Genomic DNA, 12,660 nt, shown 5'->3' with positions numbered 1-12,660 from the left:
CAACATGAAAAAAATAGTTTTGATTATCATTTTCTTTATTTCTATGAATGTAATTGCACAGAATATAGTTGATTTACCTTTTGAAACTGATACAAATGTAAACTGGTCTACAGCAGAAAAAGAGTATTATTCAGATATATGGGATACTAAAGTAATTACAAATGTATCTGTACCCAGATTAGAAGTCTATGAAGCCGATCAGCCAAATGGCACAAGTGTTATTGTTGCCCCAGGTGGAGGTCTTTACGGATTAAGTATAGAGAGTGAGGGTAGAATGGTAGCCAAATGGTTAAATAATCATGGAATTACCGCTTTTGTTCTTAAGTATAGGTTAGTACCAACAGGTACTGATGGTATTAAAGAAATTACAGAAGAAGGAACTACCAATCCTGCTAAAATTGGAGAACGGGTTGCTCCTGTATTACCCCTTTCTATTGCTGATGGCCATGCTGCCATTACCTATGTAAGAACTAATGCCAATGCAATGAAATTAGACCCCGAAAAAATAGGGTTTATGGGTTTTTCAGCTGGTGGAGCGGTTACTATGGGTGTTACATTTAACTATGCCAAAGCTAATAGACCAGATTTTATAGTTCCTGTTTATCCCTGGATGACTGTAATGGGAGAGTATAAGGTTCCGGAAGATGCACCACCAATGCTAGTTATATGTGCTTCGGATGACCCTCTTGGGCTTGCAAGGCCAAGTACTACGTTGTATACTGATTGGGTAACAAGTGGAAAAAATGCCGGTATGCACATGTATTCTAAAGGAGGACACGGTTTTGGCATGAAACAACAACAATTAGCTTCTGATAATTGGATTGTTCAATTTTATGCTTGGGCACTAACGGAAGGCTTAACAAAACCATCACTTAATTAATATTATGAATAGAGTTGCACGGCTATTATCGACAGAATTCAGAGTATCACATTTTATAACTGTAAGTTTAATTCTATTAGGTAATTATTGCATTTCCCAAACGGCTAACGTATTCTCAGATGAGGTTAAAAAAATCACTAGCAAGTATGATACAATATGGGATTCAAAAAAGGAAACCATTGTATTTACAGGCAGCTCAAGTATTAGGATATGGAAAAAATTAGAAGCGGAATTTCCAAACCATCAAATTGTAAATAGTGGATTTGGAGGTTCACAAGCATCGGACTTGCTGTATTTTATAAATGAATTAGTGTTAAGCTTTAACCCAAAAAAAGTATTTATTTATGAAGGAGATAATGATTTGTGGGCTAAAAAAAGACCTATTCATGTTCTTGATACGACAGAAGATATCATCCGTCGAATAAAAGCAAACAATCCTTCAACACAGGTTATTTTAATTGCCGCAAAACCAAGTATAAGTAGGTGGAAGATTCGAAGAAAATATAAACGGTTTAATAGAAAATTGGAAAATCTTGCTAAAAAAGATGACCAATTAAATTTTGTAGATGTATGGAACCCCATGCTGAATAATAAAAAACTAAAAACCGATATTTTCATTGAAGACGGTCTGCATATGAACCAAAAAGGTTATGATATTTGGTATGAAGCCATTAAAAATTTAGTTAATCAACCTTAATTATCAATCATGTTTAAAACCATTTGTATTCGCAGTTTATTTTTTGCTTCCGTCATCATTGCATTTATTGCATGCAGCGAAGAGAAGAAAAAAAATATTATAATGCCTTTAACCGATTTATCAAAAGTTAGCCTAATTCCTAAACCTTTAAAAACTACACCAACAAATTCAGCATTTGCATTAGATCAGTTTACGGCCATTTACACTTCAAAAAACGCAACAGGTTTTGAGGAAGTTGGTAAGTTTTTAGCAGAAAAACTTAAAAACAAAATCGATTTAACCATACCCGTTAATACAGAAGGTTCTAATACGGTTGAAAGAGTTATTTATATTAATCAAAGCGATAGTACGGAGTTAGATTCTCCAGAAGCATATCAATTATACATTAATCAAGATTCAATTATTATTAACGCCAATACGTCTGAGGGAGCGTTTAGGGGTATACAAACATTAAGACAATTAGTTCCTCTAGAAAGTAATGACACCTTAGCGTTACAAAAAATATGGCCAGTACCCTCCGGGAAAATTATTGATAATCCTAATTTTGCCTATAGAGGCTCAATGTTAGATGTTGCAAGGCACTTTTTTAGTGTAGAGGATGTTAAAAAATATATTGACCTATTAGCTTACTACAAAATAAATGTATTGCATTTGCACCTTAGTGATGATCAAGGATGGCGAATTGAAATAAAATCATGGCCAAAACTTACAGAGATTGGAGGTAGCACCGAAGTTGGTGGTGAGTCTGGCGGATTTTACACCCAAGAAGATTATAAAGAGATCGTACGTTATGCAGCAGAGCGCTATATGACCATTATTCCTGAAATTGATATGCCAGGACATACAAATGCGGCATCTGTATCTTACCCTTTTTTAAATGGTAATGGTAAGACTCCTAAACTATACGAAGGTATGAAAGTAGGTTTTAGTACGTTTGATACGCATAAGGACACTGTATATGCGTTTATAGATGATGTAGTAAGAGAAATATCTGCAATTACTCCTGGCCCCTATTTTCACGTGGGAGGCGATGAAAGTCATGTCACTAAAAAAAGTGATTACATCTACTTCATTAATAAAGTTGAAAAAATTGTTCAAAAGCATGGCAAACGAATGATCGGTTGGGATGAAGTTGCCATTGCCGATGTTGATGCCACTTCTATTTCCCAATGGTGGGCAAGCGAAGAAAATGCAAAAAAAGCAGTAGACAAGGGAATGCAAATAATTGTTTCGCCAGCCAAAAAAGCATACTTAGATATGGAGTATGACACCTTATCAAAATTTGGATTACACTGGGCAGCTTATATTCCTGTGGACACGGCGTATATTTGGACACCAGAAGAGTATGGCATCCCTTTAGAGAACATATTAGGCGTTGAGGCTCCGCTTTGGTCAGAAACTATTAGCAATATTGATGAATTAGAATATTTAGCTTTCCCTAGAATAATTGGTTATTCTGAATTAAGCTGGAGTATTAAAGAAAATAGAAACTGGGAAGATTATAAAGTAAGGCTAGCCGACCAAGCACCGTTTCTTGATAGAATGGATGTAAAATATTACCCTTCTCCATTAATTGATTGGAAAAAAAGTGATTTCACATACAAGACTATTGAAAAAGACTAGTTCGAAAAAACCATAAAAAAACGCCTAGATCATTGATCTAGGCGTTTTTTTATTTTCTAATATAAAGACTATTCCTCTTCAGAAACATCTTCCGTTGCAACTTCTTCAGATGCAAAGTCAGTAATTTCATTATCTACCAAGATGTTATACCATTGTATAACTTTTTTAATATCGCTCACATATACACGATCTTCATCATAATCAGGTAATACTTCAAAGAAATATTCTTCTAATTTAATTTTCTCATCCTTGTGGCTAATTGAAGTTTTACCTCCATTTTCCTTGGTTTGTATTTTTTGAAAAACCTCTCTTAACGGTACTTCTTCTTCTAAGGTATAAATAGCTATTTCGGACAGTACACTAACGCTGCTGCGTAAACTAACTGTTATTCTTTTTCCATCTAATAAAGATTCCGCCACAAATCCTGTTCTGGTTTGGGTAATTAATTTATATAAACCTGGTTTTCCTGCAACGGATAAAATTTTCTCTAACCCCATATTCTATTTTAAAATTTTAAGTGGACAAATATTACACTTTTCTATTAATTATAATCCGATTTTAACGACCTTTTTTCATTGCCGGAAATTTCATGCGGTAATCTACGCTAATCTTTCCTTTAGAAATATTGGTTAATCTGCCTTTTAACATTCGCTTTTTTAAAGCAGACAATTTATCCGTAAACAAGATTCCTTCAATATGATCATACTCATGCTGAATTACACGTGCCAATAAACCATCAAACGTTTTTGAATGTTCTTTAAAATTTTCGTCAAAATATGAAATCTTAACTGTTCCTTGCCTAATTACATCTTCACGAACATCTGGAATACTTAAACATCCTTCATTAAACGCCCATTCTTCACCAGATTCCTCCTCAATAGTCGCATTAATAAATACTTGTTTAAATCCGTTTAATTGTTTTTGCTCATCTTCAGTTAAATCTTCATCATCAGAAAAAGGTGTAGTATCCACCAAAAAAATACGAATTGGCAATCCTATTTGCGGAGCTGCTAAACCAACACCACTAGCATTATACATGGTTTCCCACATGTTAGAAAGTAATTCATTCAATTTTGGATAATCCTTATCGATATCATCCGCTACTTTTCTTAATACAGGGTCACCGTATGCTACAATGGGTAAAATCATTTATAAAGTCTTTAAAAAATCTTGTAATATAATAGTAGCACTAATTTCGTCAATTAATGCCTTGTTCTTTCTTTGCTTCTTCTTTAATCCACTATCTAACATGGTTTTGAATGCCATTTTAGAAGTAAAACGTTCATCGTGCCTTTTTATAGGAACTGTTGGAAATTGTTCCTCTAGTTTTTTTAAAAAAGGCTTGATATACATTTCAGACTCAGAAGCCGTATTATCCATTTGTTTGGGTTCACCAACCACTATAAGTTCAACTTTTTCTTTTGTGATGTAATCCGATAAAAATGCAAAAACTTCGGTAGTAGAAACTGTAGTTAAACCAAATGCTATCATTTTCATATCATCGGTAACTGCCAAGCCAATACGTTTTACTCCGTAATCAATTGCAAGAATCTTTCCCAAACTTAATTTTTGGCAAAAATAAAGGATAATTTGTTATATGTGCCCATGCGCATGGCTAATTACTGTACTTCAACTTATATTTGAGAAAATTTTATGAAAATGACAGCATTAAGAGCACAAATAGAAAAAGCATGGGAAAATAGAGACTTATTAAAGGAATCTGCCACCCAAGACAGTATAAGAGAGGTTATTAACCTTTTAGATTTAGGAAAATTAAGATGTGCCGAGCCAACAGCAAATGGTTGGCAGATTAATGAATGGGTAAAAAAAGCGGTAGTAATGTATTTCCCTATTCAGAAAATGGAAACCCTAGAAGCAGGTATTTTTGAATACCACGATAAAATGCCTTTAAAAAGAGGCTATAAAGAAAAAGGTATTAGGGTAGTACCAAATGCCGTAGCAAGACATGGCGCGTATATTTCATCGGGCACTATACTAATGCCTAGTTATGTAAACATAGGTGCGTATGTTGACGAAGGTACAATGGTAGATACTTGGGCAACTGTAGGTAGTTGTGCACAGATTGGTAAAAACGTACACTTAAGTGGTGGTGTAGGTATTGGCGGTGTTCTTGAACCTTTACAAGCTTCACCAGTTATTATAGAAGATGGTGCTTTTATTGGATCTCGTTGTATTGTTGTAGAAGGAGTCAGAGTCGAAAAAGAAGCGGTATTAGGCGCTAATGTAGTTTTAACAATGAGCACCAAAATAATTGACGTTACAGGAGAAACGCCCGTTGAAACAAAAGGTGTTGTACCTGCTCGTTCAGTAGTAATACCAGGTAGTTACACTAAAAAATTCCCTGCTGGTGAATTTCAAGTGCCGTGCGCATTAATTATAGGAAAAAGAAAAGAAAGTACAAATAAGAAGACATCATTGAATGATGCACTTAGAGAGTATGATGTTGCGGTTTAAATTTTAAATCAATTCAACCACCTTGTTAATAGCTTGAGAAAGGTAATAACCAGAAGCGACTTTGGTCTTTACCTTTTCTACATTAGAAATAAGAGTAGCATATTCTTTAGGGTCAAGGTTGGCTAAAACAGTATCAAGTTCATTTAAAGAATTTAAGGTAATACCTATTTGTTTTTTTTCAACGAATTTAGCAATGGCAGCTTTTTTCCAAACAATAACCGGTAGTCCACACAAGAGGTATAAAGATGTCTTGTGCGGATTATTATATAATAAGTATTTACCAAAGTCTCCTGAACATTCGTTTAAAGCGTTACCGTTCCAAATTAACCCGAATGAACCTTGTATTTCATCGATTACTTCATCTGGTGAAAAAACACCTTGGTAATCTAAAATAGAATTAGTCTGTTCAACATCAGCAGCATTAAAGCCATTACCATATAATTTCAATTTATAATTTGAAGGAGTAAGGTTATCCATACTGTATAAAAACTCGCTTTTCTCTTTTCCCAATCCGCCTGCAAAGACCACATCGTAGGGAGTATTGATTGCGGCGTGTTTAACACTTCCATGAATATAATCGAAAAGCTCCAAGCTTACTAATTGTGCCGTACAGCCATTTTTTTGAAACCATTTTTTCATAGATTCGTTATGGACAATGATAAAATCGGCTTTATTAAATTTGGCTATCTCACCTTTCAAATCCTTTGACTTTCCCATTAAATATTTTACATCGTGGATGATTATGATTAGCGTACATTTCTTCAATGACACGATAGTGGTAATATATCCAAAAAACTTACTTAACGGATATTGCATGCAAAAAACAGATTTTCTTGGCAATAGAAACAAACCTTTAGTTATTCCAAAAAAACTAATTATAGCACCTATTGCCGAACTGGAGTGATTACTTTGTTTGAACCCTAAATTTTTAAACCCGTTTTTTTCTAGAACCGTTTCACAATCCATCTTTGGTTTGGAAGCTGCATTTTTTGAAAATTTATAATTCCTAGAAATAAAGTAAAGGTTTTTAGAATTCATGTAGTGCTTAATTTAGCTCAATAGAAATGCAATTTTAACCAATAAAAAGCAAAAATGAAGAGTTAAAGTTTAATCTATTATAAAAAAAATTCATGTAAACTAAATTAGAGATCAAACAGTATCTTTGGCCTTTAAAAATTTAAAAATGGTGTCCAGTAAAAAGTATGATTTTCTTATTGTAGGTGCGGGTTTATATGGTGCCGTTTTTGCCCATGAGGCTAAGAAAAGAGGAAAAACTTGCTTAGTAGTAGATAAAAGGGAGCATATAGGTGGTAATACTTTTTGCAAAAAAATAGAAGATATAAATGTTCATGCTTACGGAGCGCATATTTTCCATACCAATGACAAGAAAATTTGGGACTATGTAAATGATTTTGTTCCTTTTAATAGATACACGAATTCACCAGTTGCCAATCATAAAGGTTCATTATATAATTTACCTTTTAATATGAACACCTTTTATCAATTATGGGGAACAAAAACACCTGCTGAAGCTAAAAGTATTATAGACGAACAGAGCAAAAAATATCAAAAAAAGCAGCCTCAAAATCTAGAGGAGCAGGCACTTTCACTAGTTGGTGAAGATATCTATTATAAGTTAATTAAAGGATATACAGAAAAACAATGGGGAAGAAAAGTCACCGAACTACCGGCTTTCATTATAAAACGGCTACCGTTAAGATTCACATTCGATAATAATTATTTTAATGACAGTTTTCAAGGTATACCTATAGGAGGTTATAACGAACTCTCTGGCGGATTGTTAGATGGCATAGATGTACAGTTAGGTGTCAACTATTTTAAAGATAAAGTAGCCTTAGACGCTATGGCTCATAAAACTGTTTTTACAGGTAAAATTGACGAATATTATAATTACGAATTTGGCAAATTAGAATATAGAGGCTTACGTTTTGACCATGAAATTTTAGCTATCGAAAACTATCAAGGGAATGCCGTAATTAATTATACCGAAGCTGACATACCCTATACTAGAATTTTAGAGCATAAACATTTTGAGTTTGGCCAACAAAAGAAAACGGTTATAACAAAAGAATATCCTTTAGAGGCTTCAACTGAATTAGAACCGTATTACCCCATTAACGATGAAAAGAATAACAATAGATATTTACAGTATAAGAACAAGGCTTCCAAAGACTTAGTACTGTTTGGAGGAAGGTTAGCAGAATATAAGTATTATGACATGCACCAGGTTATTGGAGCAGCGTTATCAAAAACTAAAAAACTTTTTGATAATTAAACGCAACCATTCAAGAATATATCCTCTTATAAACCGAACCGTATAATAAAGTAGGAATTCAATTTTGTAAGAATTTTACTTCTTGATACAATTTTTTAATTCTTTTTTTGTTATAACTTTGTTCGCTCCGATTAGAGCAAACCTATCAAATTGGATTGTATGATTACCAAAAAAGAACAACTTACCGCACTAGTAATTACGTATAACGAAATAGGCTACATTGAAAAATGTATTGAGTCTGTTTCATTTGCTGATGAAATTATTGTGGTTGATTCTTTTAGTACTGACGGAACCTATGAGTTTTTAAAAAGTCATCCAAAAGTAAAAGTCATTCAAAATCCGTTCGAGAATTTTACCGCTCAAAAATCATTTGCTCTTAAACAAGCTACGAATGATTGGGTTTTATTTTTAGATGCAGATGAAATTGTTTCAGGGTCATTACAAAATGAAATCATACAAACAGTATCTAGCGATACTGAAATATCGGCTTTCTGGTTTTATCGTCAATTCATGTTCAAAAATGAAAAATTGAATTTCAGCGGATGGCAAACAGATAAAAACTACAGACTTTTTAGAAAAAGTAAAGCATCATTTTCTGATTGCAAGATAGTTCATGAAACTTTGGATGTTGATGGAACATCTGGCATTCTTAAAGAAAAATTAACGCATTACTGCTACAAAAACTACGAAGATTACAAAAGTAAAATGTTGAAGTATGGTCAACTAAAAGCTATTGAATCTTTTTACAAAGAAAAGAAGTTTAGTTATGTAATGATGGTTTTAAAAACTAGCTGGAAATTCTTTAACCATTACATATTACGTTTAGGAATTTTAGATGGCAAAAAAGGTTTTATTGTTTGTCACTTAAACTCATTAGGAGTTTTAGAGCGTTACAAAGAGCTTAAAAAGTTAGAGCAAAAAAATGAGCTTGCGTATTACTTAGTAATGCCGTAAAAGGTCCAAACACTCTTTTCCTTTTTAGTAGCATTTCTAATTCCCACATTTTTTGCAATAGATTCTGGTGTCTTATACCCTCTTTTATGGTCTAAGTGCACGCAGACCGCACTATACCGTAGTTGTTTAGACTTTACTCCAAAGTTAAATAATCGTTCACCAAGTTCTCTATCTTGACCTCCATATTGCATTCGCTCATCAAACCCATTTACATTTTCAATATCTTTTTTCCAGCCAGAAGAGTTATGCCCGTTCCAGCTTGCATTAGTAGGAGTAATCCAATTTAATACTTTAGAAATAATACCGCGTGCTGTTAATTTGTTATTTTTAAATGTTTGTGGAATACCTTTATCCTTTAACCATTGAATATTAAAACAGCGTTGCTTTTCAATATCATCTAGGGTTATTAATTTGGAAATATTCATAGGCAGCATGTAATAGCCGCCAGAAATAAAATAACCTGGTTCTTTATTAATATAATGTACCTGCACAAAATCTTCTCGCGGAATACAGTCGCCGTCCGTCATTATAATATAATCTGCAGAACAGGCGGTTACAGCTTTATTGAGTATTCTAGATTTCTGAAAGCCATCATCCTCTTGCCAAACATGTACAATTGGGTAATTTACCTTTTTAGACATTTCGGCAAGCAGTTCTTTTGTAGGCGCTTTAGAACCATCATCAGCAATAACAACTTCAAAATCTTTGAATATTTGTTGCTCAAAGCCCCAAAGTACCTTCTTCAGCCACTCTTCTGCATTATAGGTACTTACAATGATACTTATTTTAGGAATCTCCATGCTACGTTTCAAATTACTGCAAAAATATAAAACTCTTATCTATCTTTGAATTAGAAAAGACGGTCTCTTAATAAAGAACAAATTACAGCATTGTAAAATGAAGTTAAAAGAAATTCCGGTATCAATTTACAATTCTATTAAACTTTTATCTATTTCTACCAAAAGGATGATAAATGTTAAAAAAGAAGAAATACCTGTGATTGTTTCTTTAACCTCTATTCCGTCTCGGTTAAACACACTCCATTTAACCATTCGCAGTTTACTAAATCAAGATGAAAGACCGAAAAAAATTATTTTGTGGCTTCATCATTCTTTAAAAAAAGAAATACCGAAAAATCTGGAAGCGCTAGAAAATGATTTATTTGAAATCATGTATTCCGATTTAACCTGTTCACATAGAAAACTAATTCATAGCCTAACACTTTTTCCAAACGATATTATTATTACTTGTGATGATGATATGATGTACAGATCTAACTGGCTGCGATTGTTATATGAAGAACACAAATTAAAGCCCAATAAGATTATCGCCAACCAGACCAGATACATTACTTATAATAAATTTGGGGAATTACAATCTTATAAGAGTTGGGTTTTTGATGAAAGTATAAAATTTAAAGAATCTGCCGTAATTCCAATAGGTGCGGAAGGAGTTTTATATCCGCCTAAATCGCTTTCAAAAAAAGTAACGGATGTTGATTTATTTTTAAAATTAGCACCAAAAGCAGATGATTTATGGTTTAAAGCAATGGCACATTTGGAAGGAACAATCTCTATACAAGCAAAAAATAAAGCTAAAACACCCATACCTATTATTGGTTCACAAAAACAATCCCTTAAAAAATCTAATATTGGCGGTGATAAGAATAAATCCCAATGGCTAGCAATTACCAATTATTTTAATATAACATCAGATTCTTTTCTGTAACGTAAGTATAATTAATATGACAGACGAAATCAATAAATGCATAGAAGTTCTAGAAAATGGTGGACTAATCCTCTACCCTACAGATACCGTTTGGGGAATTGGTTGTGATGCTACCAATGAAGAAGCGGTAAAAAAAGTGTATCAACTAAAACAGCGCAATGACAGTATGGCTTTAATTTGTTTGGTTGCCAATGATGCCATGCTAGAAAAACATGTAGAAAAAGTACCCGACCTAGCCTATGACCTCATAGATTTAGCATCAAAACCAACCACTATTATTTATGATAAACCACGTGGTGTTGCTAAAAACTTAATTGCAGAAGATAATACTTTGGCTATTAGAGTAGCATCAGATAAATTTTGCCAATACCTTATAGGAAAGTTTAAAAAACCAATTGTTTCTACATCTGCCAACATTTCTGGGCAAAAGACACCAATTTCTTTCCAAAATATAGATTCAGCCATTTTAAAAGGTGTAGACTATGTGGTAAATTTGCACCGAGAGAAACAGAATAGTTTTTCATCTTCTATAATTAGATTAGCTAATGATAATACGGTGAAGATTATTCGAGAATAAGAACATGCAAGAGAGCTATACAGACGCTTTAAACAACCCAATTTTCAAGATTATTTCAGAAGCTGCAGAAGAACTTTCTGTAGATTGTTATGTAATTGGCGGTTATGTAAGAGACTATTTATTAAAAAGGAATACACCCAAAGATATTGATGTTGTCGCTATTGGCAGTGGTATTAAACTTGCTGAAAAAGTTGCCTCTAAATTAGAGGGTAAACCACAAGTGTCTGTTTTTAAAAACTTTGGTACCGCCATGATCAAAAGTGATGGTATAGAGTTAGAATTTGTGGGTGCTCGTAAAGAAAGCTATCAACGAGATAGTAGAAAACCTATAGTTGAAGATGGCAGCTTAGAAGATGACCAAAAAAGAAGGGATTTTACGATAAACGCATTAGCTCTTTCATTAAACAAAAATAATTATGGCGAGCTTTTGGACCCTTTTAACGGTACTGCCGACCTTGAGAACAAGATTATTAAAACGCCTTTAGAGCCAGGTGTAACGTATTCAGACGACCCATTGCGTATGATGAGGGCCGTTCGTTTTGCCACACAGCTAAATTTTCAGATTGCCCTACCCTCTTTACAGGCGATAACAGAACATAAAAACCGACTTAAGATTGTTTCTAATGAGCGCATTTTAGATGAACTTCATAAAATAATGCTTTGCAAAAAACCTTCTTTAGGATTTTCATTGTTACATAAAACAGAGTTACTAGGATTAATTCTTCCAGAACTTACTGCATTGCAAGGGATAGAAGAAATGGAAGGTCAAAAACATAAAGATAATTTTTGGCACACCTTAGAAGTCGTTGATAATATTTCTGAAGCTACAGATGACCTTTGGTTACGCTGGGCAGCATTATTACATGACATAGGCAAAGCACCTACCAAAAGATTCCATAAAAAAATTGGTTGGACATTTCATGGTCATGAATTTGTAGGCTCTAAAATGGTTGCCAAATTATTTAAACGATTACGCATGCCCCTGAATGATAAGATGAAATTCGTTCAAAAATTGGTATTAATGAGTTCTAGGCCTATTATACTTTCTGAAGACTATGTGACCGACTCGGCAGTACGCAGACTTATTTTTGATGCAGGGGATAATGTGGAAGATTTAATGACCTTATGTGAAGCGGATATTACTACAAAAAACCCTAAAAAACAGCATAAATACCGTCAAAATTTTAAAATAGTTCGTCAAAAAATAGAGGAGGTAGAAGCTCGGGACCATGTGCGTAATTTTCAACCACCAATTAGTGGAGAAGAAATAATGGCAACCTTTTCTCTAAAACCGTCTAAAGAGATAGGTATTATTAAAGAAGCCATAAAAGAAGCTATTTTAGAAGGAGAAATACCAAACGAATACCAAGCTGCAAAAGAGTTTATGCTGGTTAAAGGGAAAAATTTAGGATTAGTAAAAACAACTTAGT

The 12,660-nt window shown here is 33.5% G+C and carries 14 protein-coding genes; 9 read left to right on the top strand and 5 right to left on the bottom strand.

Going from position 1 to position 12,660, the window contains the following annotated elements; all coding sequences use genetic code 11:
• The first annotated feature begins 4 nt into the window (after positions 1-4).
• Genes BTR34_RS13500 through BTR34_RS13490 form a run of 3 tightly spaced genes read left to right on the top strand, consistent with a single transcriptional unit; the run spans position 5 to position 3,200 of the window.
• Positions 5-880: an alpha/beta hydrolase gene (locus BTR34_RS13500; RefSeq protein ID WP_068486299.1), complete on the top strand. Its 876-nt coding sequence runs from the start codon at positions 5-7 to the stop codon at positions 878-880.
• Positions 881-884: 4 nt separating this feature from the next.
• Entirely contained in the window at positions 885-1,577 is a 693-nt protein-coding gene (locus tag BTR34_RS13495; RefSeq protein ID WP_068486297.1) for a GDSL-type esterase/lipase family protein, read from the top strand.
• A gap of 9 nt (positions 1,578-1,586) precedes the next feature.
• Positions 1,587-3,200, top strand: coding sequence for a family 20 glycosylhydrolase (locus BTR34_RS13490; RefSeq protein WP_068486293.1), 1,614 nt, complete (start codon positions 1,587-1,589; stop codon positions 3,198-3,200).
• 68 nt (positions 3,201-3,268) lie between these two features.
• Here the strand turns inward: BTR34_RS13490 and BTR34_RS13485 are convergent, their stop codons facing one another.
• The 3 genes from BTR34_RS13485 to ruvX all read right to left on the bottom strand — a co-directional run bounded on the left by BTR34_RS13485 (position 3,269) and on the right by ruvX (position 4,760).
• Positions 3,269-3,697, bottom strand: a complete 429-nt coding sequence (locus BTR34_RS13485) for a DUF5606 family protein (RefSeq protein WP_068486288.1) — start codon at positions 3,695-3,697, stop codon at positions 3,269-3,271.
• 61 nt (positions 3,698-3,758) lie between these two features.
• Complete coding sequence (gene def / locus BTR34_RS13480; protein WP_068486285.1) at positions 3,759-4,349, bottom strand: peptide deformylase; 591 nt, start codon at positions 4,347-4,349, stop codon at positions 3,759-3,761.
• Positions 4,350-4,760 carry a Holliday junction resolvase RuvX gene (gene ruvX, locus BTR34_RS13475; protein WP_068486284.1) on the bottom strand — a complete coding sequence of 137 codons (411 nt, stop codon included), beginning with the start codon at positions 4,758-4,760 and terminating at the stop codon, positions 4,350-4,352.
• A 99-nt stretch (positions 4,761-4,859) separates the two neighbouring features.
• On the opposite strand from ruvX, the gene BTR34_RS13470 reads away from it, so the two are divergent.
• Positions 4,860-5,675 carry a 2,3,4,5-tetrahydropyridine-2,6-dicarboxylate N-succinyltransferase gene (locus BTR34_RS13470; RefSeq protein WP_068486282.1) on the top strand — a complete coding sequence of 272 codons (816 nt, stop codon included), beginning with the start codon at positions 4,860-4,862 and terminating at the stop codon, positions 5,673-5,675.
• Between the two features lie 3 nt (positions 5,676-5,678).
• Here the strand turns inward: BTR34_RS13470 and BTR34_RS13465 are convergent, their stop codons facing one another.
• Positions 5,679-6,713 carry a beta-1,6-galactofuranosyltransferase gene (locus BTR34_RS13465; RefSeq protein ID WP_068486281.1) on the bottom strand — a complete coding sequence of 345 codons (1,035 nt, stop codon included), beginning with the start codon at positions 6,711-6,713 and terminating at the stop codon, positions 5,679-5,681.
• A 145-nt stretch (positions 6,714-6,858) separates the two neighbouring features.
• Between BTR34_RS13465 and glf the strand changes: the two genes are divergently transcribed.
• Positions 6,859-7,971, top strand: coding sequence for a UDP-galactopyranose mutase (gene glf, locus BTR34_RS13460; RefSeq protein ID WP_068486276.1), 1,113 nt, complete (start codon positions 6,859-6,861; stop codon positions 7,969-7,971).
• 159 nt (positions 7,972-8,130) lie between these two features.
• A complete protein-coding gene (locus BTR34_RS13455; protein ID WP_068486272.1) occupies positions 8,131-8,925 on the top strand; it encodes a glycosyltransferase family 2 protein in 795 nt (264 codons plus the stop codon).
• On the opposite strand, the gene BTR34_RS13450 is transcribed toward BTR34_RS13455, so the two are convergent.
• A complete protein-coding gene (locus BTR34_RS13450; protein ID WP_068486270.1) occupies positions 8,907-9,725 on the bottom strand; it encodes a glycosyltransferase family 2 protein in 819 nt (272 codons plus the stop codon). The genes BTR34_RS13455 and BTR34_RS13450 overlap by 19 nt on opposite strands.
• Before the next feature lie 97 nt (positions 9,726-9,822).
• Here BTR34_RS13450 and BTR34_RS13445 point away from each other — a divergent pair, with 97 nt between their 5' ends.
• Genes BTR34_RS13445 through BTR34_RS13435 form a run of 3 tightly spaced genes read left to right on the top strand, consistent with a single transcriptional unit; the run spans position 9,823 to position 12,659 of the window.
• The gene (locus tag BTR34_RS13445) at positions 9,823-10,653 is read left to right on the top strand and encodes a zinc-binding alcohol dehydrogenase (protein ID WP_068486268.1); all 831 of its coding nucleotides are present in this window, start codon (positions 9,823-9,825) and stop codon (positions 10,651-10,653) included.
• A 16-nt stretch (positions 10,654-10,669) separates the two neighbouring features.
• A complete protein-coding gene (locus tag BTR34_RS13440) occupies positions 10,670-11,230 on the top strand; it encodes an L-threonylcarbamoyladenylate synthase (RefSeq protein WP_068486264.1) in 561 nt (186 codons plus the stop codon).
• A gap of 4 nt (positions 11,231-11,234) precedes the next feature.
• Complete coding sequence (locus BTR34_RS13435) at positions 11,235-12,659, top strand: CCA tRNA nucleotidyltransferase (protein WP_068486261.1); 1,425 nt, start codon at positions 11,235-11,237, stop codon at positions 12,657-12,659.
• Position 12,660 lies beyond the last annotated feature (1 nt).

The organism is Maribacter hydrothermalis, assembly GCF_001913155.1.
GTDB classification, from domain to species: domain Bacteria; phylum Bacteroidota; class Bacteroidia; order Flavobacteriales; family Flavobacteriaceae; genus Maribacter; species Maribacter hydrothermalis.
The sequence above is the reverse complement of the archived record's forward strand: the minus strand, read 5'-3'. Positions and strand labels throughout refer to the sequence as shown.